This window comes from Rouxiella chamberiensis, from assembly GCF_026967475.1.
Taxonomy (GTDB): Bacteria; Pseudomonadota; Gammaproteobacteria; order Enterobacterales; family Enterobacteriaceae; genus Rouxiella; species Rouxiella chamberiensis.
Genome location: NZ_CP114058.1, coordinates 1,959,507 through 1,977,840, shown reverse-complemented (window position 1 = coordinate 1,977,840; position 18,334 = coordinate 1,959,507). Strand labels below are relative to the sequence as shown.

Below are 18,334 nucleotides of genomic sequence, written 5' to 3'. Positions count from 1 at the left end.
ATGACTGAAAATATACAGCATTCGTTACGATGGCCTCTTCCAAACTCAGCCTCCATGAATGAGAGCGCTGAAGTCGGAAGCCTTTCCTCTATATTCGTAATCAATAACAAGATGCTGCGCCATTCACTTACTTTGCCAGTATGTAAAGTGGAAAGTCAGAATGTCACGTCAAATACCCTCGAGATGCGGCACAACGTCCCGGAACTTGTGCCACCAAAAAGTTTCGCAGACAACAGTCGAGTGAAGGTGAGGGGGCTTACCGTACTTGTCGGTGAGCTTATGCAAATTCTTGCACAAAACAATACCGATAAACTCAAAAGCAGGTTGAGACAACTCTCTGTTCTTGGCGAATCCAGAGCAGCAAGCCGTCAACTGTTATTGGTGCAATATCAGAAGGCGCTGAAAGAAAGCGAGCTCGCCTGCGCAACGGCAGCCGTCGATAAAAATTCATGCGAGTCTGCGCTAGCTTTACTTGATGAAAGCGCGGCAAAACTCGAGGCGGCGAAAGACAAGCTTGCCAACCTTGATCCCTCAGACAAGGAGTATGCACACGCCAAAAAGCTTATGCCGCGGCTGAGTTGCAGCACGGCATCATTAAATCCAGCGCAGAAACAGGCTCGGCAAAAAGCGCTTGTCTCAGCCCACATTGCTTTTGAAAAGGTGAAGGCCGCCGATTTATGCTGGGAGAAAATGCAAAAAACCGTAGGCATTGAGCCGGAGTCGTTAAGTGCGGCCAATAAACGTCATTTTACCGGACTTGCTGCCATGACCTTGCTGATGAATGAGCTCTCACAGTTGATCGGTAAAAATGCCGATTCCAAGCTCAAGGCTAATGCCGAACTTTCTCAAAAGCTGCAGGAAGCTCGACAAATCGAGATGCTGGAGAAAGCGAAAGAACAAGCCAAAGCCATTGAAAAAGCCGAACGTATCGGCAAAGTCATGGGCTGCGTCGGTAAAATCCTGGGAGGTCTCCTTACCGTTGTCAGTATTGTCGGGGCCGTATTCACTGGTGGTGCAAGCCTGGCACTAGCGGCAGTTGGTATCGCATTGATGGTGGCTGACCCTATCGTCAAAGCCACCACGGGTAAAAGCCTTACCGATCGCATTATGGCGCCCATCCTTCAACATGTTATCCAACCCATGATGAAAATGATTGCCGATGCCATTAATTCTGCCCTCAAAAAATTGGGAGTCAAAGACGATATATCGAACCTCGTCAGCACGATTGTGTCAGCCATTGTCATGGTGGTAATGATTATTGCCATTACTGTTGCTGCCAAGACGGCAGGCAAAGCTCTCTTCAAAAAACTCATGCCCATGTTCAGGAAGGTATTGACGAGAGTGATGACCAAAGTCGTGCCCTCTGTTATTAAAAACGGAGCAAACAAAATCTCGAAAGTGGTGGCGAAAAATTTCGCCAAAATGGGGAACAGTTTAGGTTTGGACGGTGGTCCAGCCTCTTTCCGCAGTTTTGCACGCGGAATTAATCATACTGCTATTGCTGCGGAGTCCATTAAAGTTAGCGTTGACACTTCCAACGCTACTGTCACAGGACTTGCCATAAAAGAAATCACTAAAAAAGAAAGCGAAATCGTCGTTGCAATGGCTGACATCAAAGCCATGAGCAAATACATAAAACTTGCTATCGATGTCTTTGCGGCAGATATGAAAGCCAGCCAGGAAGCCGTTGAGCAGATGTCGGCAATCAATCTCGATAGGCAAAAAGCCAATTTATTTATTTTGAACCCTCGCCAGGCATAAATTAAGGATGACCTATGATGACGCTCAATGCTTTAACGGTTTTGCAACCGCAGCTTTCGACACAATCTGCCGGTGTTGACTATAAGGCTAAAAAACCCTTAGCCAACGATAAACAAAGCAGTGCGACACAAAACACTCTCCAATCTGCTATCGTTATCAGCCCCGATAAAGACGCTAAACCGCTATCCGATTTACCTAAACTCAAAGAGGCCAAAGAGGTCTCGCGTTCAACATATGGGTTAGTCCTGACTGAACTCATTTATCTGCTTAAAAAAATTGATCAGGATGCCTTGAAGATGAGTGCGGATGGCATGGTGGCATCCAAATTATCTGTTGACCGAAAAGCAGCCTCTATCAGGCAAGAAGGTGTCCTTAACTGCGCCTCTCAGGTCACGGGCGCTGTCGTTCAGATGGGGGTCTCATTTTACAGTTTTGCCGGTGCAACCAAGAATCTACGCAAACAAAACGCCCTGGACAAAGAGGGTGTTGCGCCGAATAAAGCTAAAATCGATAACTTGAAGAATAAAAAAATCGAAGACGTTGATAAAGTTGGGAAAGATTACCAGAGCAAACTCGACAGACTGAACGCCAAGCACAATGAAGTTAACCAGCAAACCCTGAAAGCTATCGAAAAGAATAACAATGATATTGCCAATCTGGAAAGAAATACCCGTAAAATAGACGATCCCGATATCACGAAAGTTGATTTGAAAAATCACGATCTGTTAGAGCTTAAAAGAATGGATCGGAAATACCTTAATCGTGAGCATAAAGAAAATTTGGCTTTCCAGAGGGCCGCGAGAGATTCCATTCAGTCAGCTAAAAACGATGATATCAACAGAATTAGTAATAAATATGACAATGAAATGAATGAGCTCTTGAGTGACACTTCACCGATTGATAATCAAAAAGCTTATAACGACGCGGGTAATAAAGCCGAGCAATTTAGGATGATGAGCCATCTCTCACATCCTATCGGTTCTATTTTCTCGTCTTCCATTGCTGTTGCTGCAATGAATGAAAGAGCCGCAGCGACACTCGCCGAACTTGAAGCCTCTGTAGATAATAAAACCACGGATAACAACCGTGAGAGAAGTAACAGTTACAAGAGTACCGCTATTGAACTGTTAAATTCTATCAAAAACATTCTCCAGGATCGCACCAATGCGGCAGGTGAGATAATTCGTAGGTGCTAATTATTTATTGAGGATGTCCTGATGAGAACGTCTATAGTCGAACCCATTATTACTACCATTCCGAGCCGTATTGTACCGGAGTCAAGCCATCATGACTCTGCCGTAACTCGCATTGATTTAAATTTGTTGAGTGGCGATACACCAAGCACTGACCTTAGCGCATTAGATAAAGCGCTGTTTGAATATGTGAAATACAATACGGGTAAAGATAAATCCATTGCCGTATATGCTCAGCACGTGCTTAAAAAGAACCTGGCGGGTCTGGCAGCGCAACTTACCTTTTGCCAAGCAGACACTAATCAATCTTTTGTCGACGAGAAGGCAGCACTAAAATCTGAACTCAAAAGCAGGCTTGCGGCAAGTGGCGTTTCCGTTTCTCTCTCTCCGCAAAAGAGAGTAACATCTCGGATCAAATAGGAGATATCATTGGCATCGTGAAGGAGGATTATTACGATGTTTTCGAAGGTGGTTTAGCCAAATATATACAGTTTTATAAAGAGTTGGGCCTTATTCTTGCTGAAATGGCGAGTCTTATCAAAGATGGTGCCGATGAAGGTAAAATTAAGTACGATTATAAAACACTGCACGATAAGTTAGACACCTTGCTAAAGAAATACAAAGACCCCAACGGCAATCCCAATGGGAAATTGGCGCAACTTTATCCCGTCGATTTTAGTCAGAATACCACGGAGGCGGATGCCCGCAAATGGGCAAAAGATATGGGGTTACCAACAAGCAGTGTGATCAAAAATGCCAGCGGGACTTACTATGTGGCTATCGACCTTGGTCCACTGGAAAACATGAAGAAAAACATCCAGTATCCTCATGACTCAAATAAAGAACCGACGAACACTGAATATCAGGCCTGGTTGACCGGTTTCAACGCCCAGGAAGAACAGATAAAAACAACGATCAGTTCATTGACCGGGCGCTTCAGCAATGCCAATTCAATCTATGATAATGTTGTTAAAATTTTATCCAGCACAATCAGTTCATTGGCAGATATGTCAAAACGCTACTTCTCGATTTAACGTTTTAACGGCTTATCAAAAACTTATCAACATGAATAATTAATTATTTTTACTTAGAATATCAGGTGCGGGCAATAATATTTTAATCTCGATGGCGATATGCTTTTGCCCCGACACATCTAAATATGAGATTCTATTGCCGAAAAGGGTTTCCAGGAAACCCTCGAAGGTCGGGGTCTCATTTATTTTCTCCACCTCTTTTTCCGGGGAAGGTGCCTGATAACTTCTGCTACAAAAATATAGCCTTTAGAGTAAACGGTTTGAATAACAGCGTTGCTTTTGTGTTTTTTAAAAATTTTTCTCAATACATAAATACATCGAGCAAGCGACTCTTCAGAGACAAAGGTTGTCCCCCAGACTTGATCCAGCAATTCGTCTTTTGTCATCAACTTACCTGCGGACTCAATAAGCGCCCTCAGCACTGCTAACTCCTTTGAGCCAGTTCTAATAAAAATGTTGTTACGAATGAGTTGGTTATCTTCAGTTAAAAGGTAATCCAAAAACCGATACTCTGTACTCTTCAATCCTTTCTGGCGATACATAGTCATCCCTTATGCAATAGTCGATTTAATAAATTCATAAAATTTAAAAATTCTTGCACTTGTCTTTATGATGTTTCTTCTTTAATTCAGGATATCTTAATTAAGTTTTAATTGATAAGTGCAAACTGTCTTAATTTATTATCAAGATGGCATCAGAATTTTTATAATACCCATAATTACTGGATAACCGGTATTTTCACTCATCTCATTATAAATTTAAACCGGTATCTCTATTTTGCTCTTAATAAAAGCGGCGTTTTTAAATTAATTATAATTATCGGGATGCTTTTTCCCTGTCAATGGCTCATCTGCTGCAACTTTTTGGGACGTAGATGCCTTGAAATGGTGCAATGGCTTTCTAAAGTCAGGACTTTATGAGCAAGAGATCACAAATCTTGCAGAAATATTTTCCTTAAGGAGTTGCATACTCATTCCGCTGCCGCCTTGTCCAGCAAGGGCTTTTTCATAAATATTCACTTTTTATGCAATTTATGTGAATAGGAGGCGATTATAACTTATTGTTTTTCTGTGATTCTCATTTTTTTATTCACTTTTTCCCGTTGCTGGCACGATGCCTGCACACTATTATCAGTACATCAGGGGACAGAATTTTCGCGTAAAGCGCTAATTTGCGGTAAGGGTGTTCCCACGAAATAACGAACTACCCGATGCCGGTAAGTTCATGCAGTAAAAGTTCTAAATAATCATTTTTCTATTTCCTCTTTAAAAGAGGGAAAGGGAGCGTGCACCTTAAATTCGCACAATCAATTCACCGCCGTACTCGGAATCGCAGCGTTACAGACATCCTTCGAGCGGCTCTTGCAAAAACGATGAGGTTAATATGGAACAGCGTGTAACCCGCCAGCAGTTTGATGACTACATGGTCCCCGTCTATGCACCGGCAGATTTTATTCCGGTCCATGGCGCCGGCTCCTGGTTGTGGGATCAGTCAGGGAAAGACTATGTTGATTTTGCAGGCGGTATCGCCGTCAACGCGCTGGGCCATCGCCATCCTGCCGTTCTGAAGGCGTTGACCGATCAAGCCGATAAAATTTGGCATCTTGGCAATGGCTACACCAATGAACCGGTGCTCCTGCTGGCCAGACAACTGATTGACGCCACCTTCGCCGACAAGGCCTTTTTCTGTAACTCCGGTGCAGAAGCCAATGAAGCCGCGCTCAAACTTGCCCGTCTCGTCGGACACAGCAAAGACGCACAGCATAAAAACGAAATCATTGCGTTTAACAATGCATTCCACGGACGCACGCTGTTTACCGTCAGCGCGGGCGGCCAGCCGAAATATTCCCAGGACTTTGCGCCACTGCCGCCGGCCATTACCCATCTGCCGTTCAATGATTTGGACGCGGTCGCCCAGCACATTTCTTCACGAACCTGTGCGGTCATCGTCGAACCCGTGCAGGGCGAGGGCGGTGTCCTGCCCGCCACGCAGGAATTCCTGCAAGGCCTGCGCGAGTTGTGCGACAAGCACGATGCCATACTGATTTTCGACGAAGTTCAGACCGGCGTAGGCCGCACCGGCGAGTTATATGCCTATCAAGCCTACGGCGTGGTTCCCGATATTCTGACCACCGCCAAAGCTTTGGGCGGCGGCTTCCCGATTGGCGCGATGCTGACTGTCGACAGCCTTGCCAAACATTTCCAGCCGGGCACCCACGGCACCACCTACGGCGGCAACCCGTTGGCAACAGCCGTTGCCGGTAAGGTGCTGGAACTTATCAATACCCCCGAGGTTCTGGGCGGTGTCGCGTTACGCCACCTGTGGTTCACCGAGCGTCTGAATCAGATTAATCATCAGTACAAGATTTTTTCCGAAATCCGCGGCATGGGGCTGCTTATCGGTGCCGTGATGAACGAGCGCTACAGCGGACAAGCCAAACAGCTGACTCAACTCGCCGCGGAAGAAGGCCTTATCGCCCTGATTGCCGGTCCGAATGTTCTGCGCTTCGCTCCTTCGCTGATTATTCCGCAAGAGGATGTTGAAGAAGGTCTCAATCGTCTGGAAAAAGCCGTGGCCCGACTATGCTCCTGATCCTGCGATCGCCTGAAGAAGCGAGGTAATCATCATGATGTTGATTCGTCCCGTGCGGCTCGGCGATATCGCCGATATCCTGCAACTTTCTGCCAAGACCGGCATTGGTTTGACGTCTCTACCCAAAGACGAGGCGCATTTGCGTACGCGTATCGAGCGCTCCGTCGCCACCTGGGAAGGCCGGTTAGACAAGGCCGAGCAAGGCTATCTCTTTGTGCTTGAAGATGTGAGCCAGAAAAAGGTCGTCGGTGTCAGCGCGCTGGAAGTGGCCGTTGGCCTCAGCGAGCCGTGGTACAACTTCCGCTTGGGCACGCTGGTTCACGCCTCGAAAAGCCTGAACATTTACAAGCCCGTTCCCACGCTGTACCTCAGCAACGATCACACCGGATACAGCGAGCTTTGCACCTTGTTCCTGGACCCCGATTTTCGTCATAGCCGTAACGGCCAGCTGTTGTCCAAAGTGCGATTCCTGTTTATGGCGGCCTTCCGCGACAAATTTTCGGCGAAAGTCATTGCCGAAATGCGCGGCGTCTCCGATGACAAAGGCCATTCGCCGTTCTGGGACAGCCTCGGGAAACACTTTTTCGGCATGGAGTTTGCCGAAGCCGACCGTCTCACCGGTCTGGGGCAGAAATCCTTTATTGCCGAGTTGATGCCCAAACATCCTCTTTATACCGATTTGTTGAGCCTCGAAGCGCGTGCCGTTATCGGCGAGGTTCATCCCCAGACCGCCCCGGCGCGATCGCTTCTGGAAACGGAAGGCCTGCGCTATCAGGGCTACGTCGACATTTTTGACGGCGGACCTACGCTTGAAGGCGACGTCGACAGCCTGAGAGCCGTCAGGGAGAGCCGATTGGTCGAGGCCATCATCAAACGCGCCGAACCGCGGGATGATGAAACCTGTTATCTGGTAGCCAATGAAAACTATGCCGATTTTCGTGCCGGACTGGTTACCGGACATGCCGATATGAGCCAGCTGACTCTCGACCCGCACACCGCCGAGGCGCTGGGTATCAAGGCCGGGCATGTCATTCGCGCGGTGCCGCTGTTTCCGGAAGCAGGCCAGAGCGCGTCAACCCGACAACTTTCACAAGCGAGCGAATTATGACCCATCCAGCCCTTTATATTCACGGACAGTGGCGCAGCGGGCAAGGCGTGCTGCTGGAGAAGTCCAACCCGGTCAGCAATGAAAAACTGTGGGCGGCGATGAGTGCCAGCCCCGAAGATGTCGAGTCGGCATGCGAGTCGGCGCGTCACGCGTTCCCAGCCTGGGCGCGTTTTGACCTCGGTGCCAGAGCCGAAATTATTCAGCGCTTTGCCGCACTGCTGGGTGAAAACAAGACGCGTCTTGCCGAAATCATCAGTCAGGAAACCAGTAAACCCCGCTGGGAAACGCTGACCGAAGTGCAGGCGATGATCGGTAAAATCGCCATCTCACTCGAGGCCAATCAGCAACGTACCGGCGAAAAACACACGCCGATGCCCGAAGGCGAAGCTGTTTTGCGCCATCGTCCGCACGGCGTGCTGGCGGTTTTTGGCCCGTACAATTTCCCGGGGCACCTGCCTAACGGCCACATTGTTCCCGCATTGCTGGCCGGTAACACGATTGTCTTCAAACCCAGCGAGCTGACGCCGATTACGGCAGAGGCAACGATTCAACTCTGGGAGCAGGCCGGGCTGCCTGCGGGCGTCATCAATCTGGTGCAAGGCGGACGTTCGACCGGTGAAGCGCTGGCTGCGTCATCACAGATTGATGGTCTGCTGTTTACCGGCAGCGCAGGCACCGGTTATCAACTGCATCGTCAACTGGCCGGTCAGCCTGAAAAAATTCTGGCGCTCGAGATGGGCGGCAACAATGCACTCATCGTCGAGCCGGTAAGCGATATCGATGCAGCGGTCAATCTTACCGTGCAGTCGGCCTTTATTTCGGCCGGACAACGCTGCACCTGTGCGCGTCGTCTGCTGGTCAGAAAAGGCGAGGCGGGCGATGCATTCATTAAACGACTGGTCGAGGTGACCGCCGCACTGCGCGTTGGCGCGTGGGACGATGAGCCGCAGCCGTTCATGGGCGGCGTTATCTCAGATGCGGCCGCACGCGGCATGCTCAAGGCGCAGGATGCACTGCTCAACCTTGGCGCAACGTCTTTGCTGACCCTGACCCGCCCAAGTGCCGACAGCACGCTGCTGACGCCGGGCATCATCGAACTTACCGGCATTGCCGGCGTGCCGGATGAAGAGTATTTCGGCCCCTTGTTAAGCATTATTCGCTATGGCGATTTCGATGAGGCCATCGCGCTCGCCAATCAAACCCGTTTTGGGCTGGCGGCCGGGTTGATTTCCACAGAGCGCGAACAGTTCGACCAACTGCTGCTGGAGGCGCGAGCCGGTATCGTCAACTGGAACAAGCCGTTGACGGGCGCGTCGAGCAATGCGCCGTTTGGCGGCATTGGCGCGTCGGGCAATCATCGTCCGAGTGCGTTTTATGCGGCCGATTACTGTGCGTGGCCGATGGCGTCGCTGGAAAGCGACAAACTTGAACTGCCGTCTGCGCTGTCACCGGGTATCGATTTTGGCGCGCAACGTTAAGCGCCGGGCCTTGTCAGGAGAACATAATGTCAGGATATGAAGTCAACTTTGATGGCCTGGTCGGTTTGACACACCACTATGCGGGCCTGTCTTTCGGCAACGAAGCCTCAACGCGCAATCAGCGCGCCGTCGCCAACCCCAAACTGGCGGCGAAGCAGGGTCTGCTGAAAATGAAAGCGCTGGCCGACCTCGGCTTCAAGCAGGGCGTGCTGCCGCCTCATGAAAGACCGCATCTTGCCACATTACGGCAAATGGGGTTTCACGGCACCGAGGCTCAGGTGCTGGCGCAGGCCAACGCCTATTCGCCCAGGCTTTTGTCGTCATTAAGCTCGGCATCGGCCATGTGGGTCGCGAATGCGGCAACCGTTTCGCCTTCCGCCGACAGCGCCGACGGACGCGTCCATTTCACCGTGGCCAATCTGAACAACAAGTTTCACCGTGCCATCGAAGCGGAGACGACTTCGGCCATACTGCGCGCGACATTTAATCATGACCGGCATTTCGCGCATCATCACGCCTTGCCTCAGGTTGCCAGTCTGGGCGATGAGGGCGCGGCAAATCACAACCGTCTTGGCAGCGATTACGATAAGCCCGGTGTGCAGGTTTTCGTCTATGGCCGCGACGGCCTAATCGCCGGTGAAAACGAGCCGGTGCGTTATCCGGCAAGACAGACGCGACTTGCCAGCGACGCCGTTGCCCGTTTGCATCAACTCGATGCGCAGCGTACCGTGGTTCGTGCAGCAAAATCCGCAGGCAATTGATCACGGCGTGTTTCATAACGACGTGATTTCGGTCAGCAATCGGCAGGTGTTGTTCCATCATCAGCAGGCGTTTGTCAATCAACAGGCCGCTTTCGACGAAATCCGTCGCAAGATGGCCCGTCTGGAATGCGAGTTCCAGCCCATCGAGGTGCCGCAGGCGCGCGTAACCCTTGATGACGCCGTTGCCACCTATCTGTTCAACAGTCAGTTGCTGAGTCGAGCCGACGGCAAAATGACCATCGTCGTGCCCGAAGAGTCGCGCCAGCATGCAGCGGTGTGGGATTACCTGTCGGACCTGCGCGACAGCGGCGGACCTATCGATCAGATTCAGGTCTTCGATTTACGCGAAAGTATGCGCAACGGCGGTGGCCCCGCCTGCCTTCGACTGCGTGTCGCGTTAAATGACACAGAACTTGCTGCCGTCAATCGCGGCTCCCTGATTGACGAAACGCTGTTCGCGCGCCTAAACCTGTGGATAGACAAACACTATCGTGACCGCATGACGCAGGAGGATCTGGTGGATCCCCACCTGTTGCTGGAGGTGCGTTACGCGCTGGATGAACTGACGCAAATCTTGCAGCTGGGCAATATCTATCCTTTCCAGCAAGGATAATTTTCACCACAGGGCAGGGAGCCTGTCTCTCTGCCCGACACTCGCCAATACGCCCCCCTACATAAACTTGCATGTTCCCCGTATTTTAATTGATGCTATGATTTGCTTTCGCGTCGTCTCGCATGAATAAACAACGGTTTGGGAAATAATGAGCTTTAAAGCGTTGCAAAAATCCGATTGGGTCAACCTGCTGATCGCCATTCCCGCCGGGATCATTGCCGCGCTGGTCACCATCGGTTTTCGGCTGGCCATCGGGGGCATCAACGGTCTGATGTTTTATAACGGCAGCGATATTACGCGCGCCTTCAATGAATACCCGCTGATCGTCTGGCCGCTGATAACCGCGGTGGGCGGCGTGGTTGCGGGCTTCATTCTGCATTGGGCGCTGCGCTACGAAGCGCGACACGGCAAAATGCCCGACTACCTCGACGTTATCGATCAACGCCTGCCCGGGATCCCCGTGGTCAGTACACTTCTTCGTTCACTGTCTTCCCTTGCCAGCATCGCCAGCGGCGGTTCCATCGGTCGCGAAGGGGCGATGGTGCAGCTTTCCGCGCTGAGCGGCAGCCTGCTTGGGCGCTTTACCCGTTTTACCTCGCTGCACCAATCCGATATTGTCGCCATGGCGGCGGCAGGCGGGCTGGCGGCGGTCTATCATGCCCCTTTTGCGGGTGCACTGTTTGTTGCCGAAATTGCCTTTGGGGTTACGGCGGTCCAGCGGCTGATCCCGCTGTTTATTTCGGCGTCGGTCGCGGTGTTAACCGTGCGATCGCTCACTCACTATGCCCCGCTTTATCTCTATGCTTCCGCCAACTTTAGTCCAACGCCCGGCGCTATTTTTACCGTGCTGGCAATTGGCGCGGCCACCGGCATTCTCGGGCCGCTGTTTATTGCCTCGATAGATAAAGTGCGCAAGACCCTCAAACCCATCACTCACCCGGCAATGCGGCTGGGCCTCGGGGGATTGGGCGTCGGGCTGGTCGCCATGATCTCCCCGTTGGTTCTGGGCAACGGTTTTGAAGTGATTGACCTTATCCTGAACAACGGCGATTTACATACTTCGCTTGGGTTATTGCTGGTGTTGAAAATAGTGGCGACGGCGATAACTGTCGGTTCAGGCGCGGTTGGCGGGCTGTTCACACCTTCGCTGCTGATTGGCGCGGCAGGCGGGGCGCTGGTGTGTGTCTGTCTACAGGGGTTGGGGCTTGATCCAGGCCCGATGGGACTGTATGCGGCCATCGGCATGAGTGCGTTGCTTGCCGCCACCAGTCACGCGCCGTTAATGTCCATCATGATGGCGTTTGAAATGACGCTGAACAGTTCGCTGCTGTTTCCGCTGATGCTTGCGACGGCCATCTCCTATGTGGTGGCCTCGCGCTTCAGGGCCAGCGGGACATATCCGGTCCTGACACGCCTCAATGCGCGCTATATGGCGAAGAGTGATTTCGAAAACAGCACCGTTGCGTCGCTGATGTGTCCGTGCTCCAAAATGTATGTCGATTCCACGCTGGCGGAAGTGGTTAGCGAAGGGCTAAAGCAGCGCACCCGTTATGTCTATGTGGTGGACCGCGACGAGCGTTTTCTTGGCGTAGTCGCGACCAATGTGCTGGCGACGGGCATCATCGACGGTACGCTCGATAAATCGGGCGGGATAGACGCCTTTCTCGAGCATGAGTTTACCGTGCTGTATCAGCAATCCAGCTTCGAAGAAGCGTGGGCGGTCTTTAGCGCCTCACCGCTTGAACGAATGCCTGTGCTGGAGAATGCCGATTCCCGCCGCCTGTTGGGTGTGATTACCAAGGCGGCGCTGCTGAGCAAGGCGAAAGATTTCCTGTAATGGCGAACTCGACCCGATTTCAGAAAGCAAAACCGAATATTCGAAAATAAAATGAACGATGCCCGTCCAGATTGGGGGGCGCTGATTCCCCAACCCAGCGCCTTGGCGGACCTTTTGCGACAGGATTCTCGTTTTGCACAGGTCATTGGGTAAAAAAGCCTGTTGATAACTGTTATCATTGAGTATTCTCAAGGTGATTAATAAATGTTCGTCGCTAACCCCTTGCTATAAAAGGGGCAATAGCGGCGAATAATTCATTTTCCCTATTGAGGATGCATGATGCTCCGCCGTTTCTTTGCTTATTACGCGCCTTATAAAAAACTCTTTTACCTCGATTTCGGCTGCGCCATTCTGGGTGGACTGCTGGAGCTGGGGTTTCCGATGGCGGTAAAACTGTTTATCGACAAACTCCTGCCCGCCCATGACTGGGTGCTGATCCTGGTTGCGGCGGTGGCGCTGCTGCTTGTGTATCTGCTCAACACGGCGCTGATGGCGATTGTGAACTACTGGGGACATGCGCTCGGCGTCGGCATTGAAACCGACATGCGCGAGCAGGCGTTTAATCACTTGCAGAAACTCTCTTTCCGTTATTTCGACAATACTAAAACCGGTCATATCATTACCCACGTCACCAAGGATCTCGAAGAGGTCGGCGAAGTCGCGCACCACGGGCCGGAAGACCTCTTTATTGCCATCATGACCTTTATCGGCGCGTTTATATTGATGGCGACGGTTCATCTACAGCTGGCATTGATGACGATTATCATTGTGCCGTTTATGGGGTGGCTGGTCGGGCGTTATGGCGCGCAGATGACGGAAACCTGGCGTCGTTTGTTTGGTCAGGTCGGCAATTTCAATGCACGCGTTGCAGAAAGCATTGGCGGTATTCGGGTGGTCAAAGCCTTCGCCAACGAAAAGCATGAAGAGAAACTGTTTGCCAGCGATAACCATAATTATCGCGTCACCAAACTTCGCGCCTACCGCATCATGACCGCAAGTATCACGCTGAGCTATTTGAGCACTCGTCTTGTGCAGTTGGTGGTGATGATTGCCGGAACCTGGTACGTGGTGAACGGTACGTTAAGCTACGGCGGTTTTGTCGGTTTCCTGCTGCTGGTGGAGGTTTTCTTCCGCCCGGTTGCCAAGATTACCTCGGTCATGGAAAGTTATCCGAAAGGGATTGCCGGTTTTAAACGCTTTACGCAGCTAATCGATACCGCGCCCGATATCATCGACAAACCTGATGCTATCAATGTCAGTGCGCTAAAGGGCGACATCTGCTATCGCGATGTGGTGTTTGGTTATACCCCCGCCAGCAAAATCTTGAATGGCGTGAATCTGGCTATCAAGGCAGGCGAAACGCTGGCCTTTGTGGGTCCTTCCGGCGCGGGTAAAACGACGCTATGTTCCCTGTTACCGCGTTTCTATGACATCGACAGCGGAGCGATAACCATCGATGGCATCGACATCCGCGAGATGACCCAGCGCTCGCTGCGCCATCATATCGGTATCGTCCAGCAGGACGTCTTTCTGTTTGGCGGCACTATCCGCGAAAATATCCTTTATGGCCGACTCGATGCCACCGAAGAAGACGTTTGGCTCGCAGCACGTCGTGCCAAGCTCAACGACATGATTGCCGAACTGCCGCAGGGAATGGACACCCTCATTGGCGAGCGCGGCGTGAAGCTGAGCGGCGGTCAGAAACAGCGCCTGTCGATTGCGCGCATCTTTCTGATGAATCCTCCCATTTTGATCCTCGACGAAGCCACCTCTGCGCTGGACACGGCGACCGAGCAGGCGATTCAACAGTCGCTGGCCGAGCTGTCGCAGGGCGAGAACTACGCTGGTTATCGCCCATCGTCTCGCCACCATTCAGAATGCCGACCGCATTGTGGTCGTCGATAAAGAAGGCATTATCGAAGAGGGCAACCTCGACGAGCTGATTATCAAAGGTGGGCGTTATGCCGATTTGTATCGCCTGACAGTTAGAGAGGGCAGCAGAAGCTAATTTCCGCATACCTAAAATGTCCAATTTAATTCCTGCCGTGACTATTCTTGTTTTATAAAAATCGATATTTGGCTTAAAGAAATGATTAACGGAAATTTAGGCCAAATATCCTTTAGCGTAATATTCGAATACCTTGCCCGTATTATTCATAAAATAACCAGTCGAGATAAAAATAGTTACCCTGCTATGCACTTTTTAAAGGCATGGGCGCTATTTCGCATTTAATTTATTTAATGATTGTTAACGGAAAAAAGCTTTAAAAAAGGGGATCTATAGCACATTAAAAACACATTTCTTTAAGGAAGTTGCACCAAATGGACCGCATGCACCGTTTTGGTGCAATGCGTTATGCAAAAAACGCATAAAATCAGTGGGTTACAAACTGCTTTTTGAAATATTAAGTTACAACTGCTTTCGATATTTTAACTAATCGCGCCGAACTTTTTCATTTTAACTTTTCGTGCTTAGTGCTACTGTTCGATTCGTTTTACAGATAGCAGCAATTATAAATATTAAGAAACTCACAGCCCGATATTTAAAATTTGGCATGGGAAAACTCAATAATAAGCATTCTAGGAACTCAAATAATGATGAAGCGCAGTGTTTTGGCCGTAGCGGTCTCCTTAATTGTTGTAACCACTGGTGCCAATGCCGCAGAGATTTATAACAAAGACGGTAACCAGCTGGATCTGTATGGCCGCGTAAATGGTAAACACTATTTCAGCAACGGCACCAGCAACAACGGTGACGGTTCTTATATGCGTCTGGGCTTCAAAGGCCTGACCAAAATCAATGATACGCTGACGGGTTATGGTCAGTGGGAATATCAAAACAACCTGAATAACTCCGAAGGGTCAGACGCCCTTAGCGGCAATAAAACCCGTCTTGGTTTTGCCGGTCTGAAGTTCTCGAAATACGGTTCCATCGATTACGGCCGCAACTATGGCGTAGTCTATGACGCCATCGGCTACACCGACATGCTGCCGGAATACGGCGGTGACTCGGCCAACACCGACAACTTCATGGTTGGGCGCTCTACAGGTCTGGCGACTTACCGTAACAAGAACCTCTTCGGTCTGGTTGAAGGCCTGAACTTTGCCTTGCAGTACCAAGGTAAAAACGAAGCGACCAGCGCGAGCAGCACGTCACGTCCAAACAGCCGTTCAAACGGTGATGGTTACGGCGCATCCTTAAGCTATGAAAATATCGGCGACACCGGCATCAGCGCGGTTATCGCAGGTTCTCGTTCAGACCGCACCAACGCGCAGTCTGCGGCCGCCATCGGTGGCGGTGACGAGGCGTCAGCCTGGTCCGCGGCGCTGAAATATGATGCCAACCAGATTTATCTGGGCGCGATGTACGAAGAGACTCGCAAGCAGACCAGCATTACGGCCAACGGCGTAGCGGGTTATGCCAACAAAACCCAGATTTTTGAAGCGGTTGCCCAGTACCAGTTCCTGAATGGTCTGCGTCCTTCACTGGCTTATGTTTCCAACAAGGCGAAAGATGTTGAAGGTGTGGGTGATGCCTACCTGTACCAGTACGTGTCTGTCGGCGCGACTTACTACTTCAACAAAAACATGTACACCTATGTTGACTATAAGATCAATACTTTGAGCGATAACGACAGCAGCAAGCTGGGTGGCAACAAGAAAGACGTCACCACTGTGAGCCTGACCTACCGTTTCTAAGAGCGGCAGTCGTCGGTATCCACGTATTACCCTTATCTGTGTCTGAAAAAGGTAATCACAAAGGCAGGGCCATCGGCTCTGCTTTTTTTATGGCAAAAAAATCCCCGCAGTTCATGATGTTACTCAATAACCTCACCCTATAGCCTGAGGTTATACCCTGTGGCTAAACAAGTATTCGCCGCCGGGGTGCGCGCATGAAATAGTCATGTTGTCAGGCAACGTTGCGTTGCGACCCCTACAACAATTGACGAGAGAAACTCATGCATCAAATCCCAATGCCATATCTGCTGTTTTTAGGTGACGTCATGGATCCCCTGGCCGCGAAAACCGCGCGCGGGATCCACGTCTGGCGTCCTGATTCCTGCGTAGGCCAGATTCGTCTGGCGACCGATTCCGTTTCTCTGGGCCTTGAAGAGATGGATATCGCGACGGCGAAAGCGCGCGGAGCGAAAACCATGGTATTGGGCACCGCCAATGCCGGAGGCAAACTGCCCGCGCACTGGCTCGAATCCGTTAAAACGGCTATTCGCGCCGGTCTTAATGTGGCCAATGGCCTGCATCAGGGGCTAAACGAGATCCCGGAACTGGTCGAACTGGCCGCCGAGCACAATGTCCAGTTGTTCGACGTACGCCACATGACGCCGGAACTGGACGTCGGCAGCGGTAAAAAACGCAGCGGCAAGCGTATTCTGACCGTCGGCACCGACTGTTCCGTCGGCAAGATGTATACCTCGCTGGCGCTGGAGTCCGCGCTGCGCGAACTCGATATCAAGGCCGACTTCCGCGCCACCGGGCAGACCGGCGTGCTGATTGCGGGTGACGGTATAGCCATCGATGCAGTTATCGCCGATTTTATCTCCGGCGCGGTCGAAGCGCTGTCTCCGGCCAACGACGATGACCACTGGGACATCATCGAAGGGCAGGGTTCGCTGTATCACCCGTCCTACGCGGGCGTCAGCACGGGTCTTATCCACGGCGCACAGGCGCACCTGCTGGTGATGTGTCATGAACTGGGCCGTCCTCACATGCGCCATCTGCCGCATCAGCCAATGCCAACGCTGAGACAATGCGTGGATATCAACCTGCAAGCCGCAAGCCTGACCAGCCCCGACGTACAGCTTGCCGGTTTCTCCCTGAATACCTCCGGTGTCAGTGAAGCCGAAGCACGCGCCGCGCTTGCTGAAATCAGCCGCGAATTCGGGGTGCCGGCGACGGATCCCGTGCGTTTCGGCATCAAGGAACTGGCGCAGTCCATCAAGGATCGCGGCTTATGATTCAACTGAACGTCCAGACGGTCGAGCTGCCACTGGCTCGGCCATTTGCCATTTCTCGCGGCGTAAGAACGGCCGTGACGGTCGTGCGGGTGACGCTGATTGACGGCAACGTCGAGGCGATGGGTGAATGCACCCCCACTGCGCATTATCAGGAGTCGGCCGAAAGCGTCTGTGAGCAACTTGAACGGGTTCGCCCGCACATCGAAGCCGGTATGAACCGCGAGGCGCTGCAACGTGCGTTACCGGCAGGTTCTGCACGAAATGCCCTGGATTGTGCAATGTGGCGTCTCGATGCTGCAAAACAGGGCAAGACGGTTTGGCAACTGCTTGAAATGCAAGCACCTAAAAGCGTCATTACCGCCGAAACGCTGAGTCTGGACAGTGTCGAGAACATGGCGAACGCGGCCAAAAACGCCGTCGCACGCGGGGCAAAACTGCTGAAAATCAAGCTCGATCGCGAGCTGATTATCGAGAAAGTCGCCGCTATCCGTCTCGCTGCGCCGCTGGCTACTCTGGTCATCGATGCCAACGAAGCCTGGGGCGGCCTCGACCTTGAAAGTCTGTTCGAGGCGCTGCACGAATACAACATCGCGATGATTGAACAACCCTTACCTGCGGGTAAAGACAAAGACTTGGTGCGTTGTTTGCATCCTATCCCTGTCTGCGCCGATGAAAGCTGTCATGTCCGTGCCGATATCGCCGGGCTGCGCGACCGCTACGAGATGATCAACATCAAGCTCGACAAGTGCGGCGGATTGACGGAGGCGCTGGCGATGGCCGCTGAAGCCAAAGCATTGGGCCTGCGTCTGATGGTCGGCTGCATGCTGGGTTCATCACTCGCGATGGAAGCCGCGCTGCCGGTGGCGGTACAGGCTGAACGTGTCGATCTCGACGGCCCCATCTGGCTTGCGGCCGACCATCAACCGGCCTTGCGTTACACACAGGGTGAAGTCTGGCTTTAACGCGTTGCCGTAAGTCTGGCAC

At 51.7% G+C, this 18,334-nt stretch carries 12 protein-coding genes and 2 pseudogenes; 13 read left to right on the top strand and 1 reads right to left on the bottom strand.

Features of this window, described 5'->3' with window-relative positions:
• The 4 genes from sctE to O1V66_RS09040 are packed head-to-tail and all read left to right on the top strand — an operon-like array spanning position 1 to position 3,988.
• Positions 1-1,761 (top strand): type III secretion system translocon subunit SctE, encoded by a 1,761-nt coding sequence (gene sctE / locus O1V66_RS09055; protein ID WP_269128271.1) that lies wholly within the window; start codon positions 1-3, stop codon positions 1,759-1,761.
• A gap of 14 nt (positions 1,762-1,775) precedes the next feature.
• Entirely contained in the window at positions 1,776-2,957 is a 1,182-nt protein-coding gene (locus O1V66_RS09050) for a hypothetical protein (RefSeq protein ID WP_045046718.1), read from the top strand.
• 21 nt (positions 2,958-2,978) lie between these two features.
• On the top strand, positions 2,979-3,374 hold the full coding sequence (locus O1V66_RS09045) for a hypothetical protein (protein ID WP_269128270.1): 396 nt from the start codon (positions 2,979-2,981) through the stop codon (positions 3,372-3,374).
• Between the two features lie 17 nt (positions 3,375-3,391).
• Positions 3,392-3,988 (top strand): IpaD/SipD/SspD family type III secretion system needle tip protein, encoded by a 597-nt coding sequence (locus tag O1V66_RS09040; RefSeq protein ID WP_269128269.1) that lies wholly within the window; start codon positions 3,392-3,394, stop codon positions 3,986-3,988.
• Between the two features lie 182 nt (positions 3,989-4,170).
• On the opposite strand, the gene O1V66_RS09035 is transcribed toward O1V66_RS09040, so the two are convergent.
• Positions 4,171-4,530 carry a winged helix-turn-helix domain-containing protein gene (locus O1V66_RS09035; RefSeq protein WP_269128268.1) on the bottom strand — a complete coding sequence of 120 codons (360 nt, stop codon included), beginning with the start codon at positions 4,528-4,530 and terminating at the stop codon, positions 4,171-4,173.
• A gap of 841 nt (positions 4,531-5,371) precedes the next feature.
• Here O1V66_RS09035 and O1V66_RS09030 point away from each other — a divergent pair.
• From O1V66_RS09030 to dgcA, 9 genes and pseudogenes are all read left to right on the top strand, one after another.
• Complete coding sequence (locus O1V66_RS09030) at positions 5,372-6,580, top strand: aspartate aminotransferase family protein (RefSeq protein WP_045046720.1); 1,209 nt, start codon at positions 5,372-5,374, stop codon at positions 6,578-6,580.
• 34 nt (positions 6,581-6,614) lie between these two features.
• Positions 6,615-7,688, top strand: coding sequence for an arginine N-succinyltransferase (gene astA / locus O1V66_RS09025; protein WP_045046721.1), 1,074 nt, complete (start codon positions 6,615-6,617; stop codon positions 7,686-7,688).
• Entirely contained in the window at positions 7,685-9,166 is a 1,482-nt protein-coding gene (gene astD / locus O1V66_RS09020; RefSeq protein ID WP_045046722.1) for a succinylglutamate-semialdehyde dehydrogenase, read from the top strand. The genes astA and astD overlap by 4 nt, the downstream gene beginning before the upstream one ends.
• Before the next feature lie 26 nt (positions 9,167-9,192).
• Positions 9,193-10,540 (top strand): annotated as a pseudogene (gene astB, locus O1V66_RS09015) (N-succinylarginine dihydrolase).
• A gap of 163 nt (positions 10,541-10,703) precedes the next feature.
• A complete protein-coding gene (locus O1V66_RS09010) occupies positions 10,704-12,377 on the top strand; it encodes a chloride channel protein (protein ID WP_269128267.1) in 1,674 nt (557 codons plus the stop codon).
• Positions 12,378-12,656: 279 nt separating this feature from the next.
• Positions 12,657-14,385: pseudogene (locus tag O1V66_RS09005) on the top strand (ABC transporter ATP-binding protein).
• 587 nt (positions 14,386-14,972) lie between these two features.
• Positions 14,973-16,076 (top strand): porin, encoded by a 1,104-nt coding sequence (locus O1V66_RS09000; RefSeq protein ID WP_045046726.1) that lies wholly within the window; start codon positions 14,973-14,975, stop codon positions 16,074-16,076.
• Between the two features lie 260 nt (positions 16,077-16,336).
• Positions 16,337-17,350 (top strand): N-acetyltransferase DgcN, encoded by a 1,014-nt coding sequence (gene dgcN / locus O1V66_RS08995; RefSeq protein WP_045046727.1) that lies wholly within the window; start codon positions 16,337-16,339, stop codon positions 17,348-17,350.
• The gene (gene dgcA, locus O1V66_RS08990) at positions 17,347-18,312 is read left to right on the top strand and encodes an N-acetyl-D-Glu racemase DgcA (protein WP_045046728.1); all 966 of its coding nucleotides are present in this window, start codon (positions 17,347-17,349) and stop codon (positions 18,310-18,312) included. The genes dgcN and dgcA overlap by 4 nt, the downstream gene beginning before the upstream one ends.
• Positions 18,313-18,334 lie beyond the last annotated feature (22 nt).

Coding starts and splice junctions, on each gene's coding strand:
- astA (WP_045046721.1), top strand. CDS start 6,615: ATGATGTTGATTCGTCCCGTGCGGCTCGGCGATATCGCCGATATCCTG.
- sctE (WP_269128271.1), top strand. CDS start 1: ATGACTGAAAATATACAGCATTCGTTACGATGGCCTCTTCCAAACTCA.
- astD (WP_045046722.1), top strand. CDS start 7,685: ATGACCCATCCAGCCCTTTATATTCACGGACAGTGGCGCAGCGGGCAA.
- O1V66_RS09030 (WP_045046720.1), top strand. CDS start 5,372: ATGGAACAGCGTGTAACCCGCCAGCAGTTTGATGACTACATGGTCCCC.
- O1V66_RS09050 (WP_045046718.1), top strand. CDS start 1,776: ATGATGACGCTCAATGCTTTAACGGTTTTGCAACCGCAGCTTTCGACA.
- dgcA (WP_045046728.1), top strand. CDS start 17,347: ATGATTCAACTGAACGTCCAGACGGTCGAGCTGCCACTGGCTCGGCCA.
- O1V66_RS09045 (WP_269128270.1), top strand. CDS start 2,979: ATGAGAACGTCTATAGTCGAACCCATTATTACTACCATTCCGAGCCGT.
- dgcN (WP_045046727.1), top strand. CDS start 16,337: ATGCATCAAATCCCAATGCCATATCTGCTGTTTTTAGGTGACGTCATG.
- O1V66_RS09035 (WP_269128268.1), bottom strand. CDS start 4,530: ATGTATCGCCAGAAAGGATTGAAGAGTACAGAGTATCGGTTTTTGGAT.
- O1V66_RS09000 (WP_045046726.1), top strand. CDS start 14,973: ATGATGAAGCGCAGTGTTTTGGCCGTAGCGGTCTCCTTAATTGTTGTA.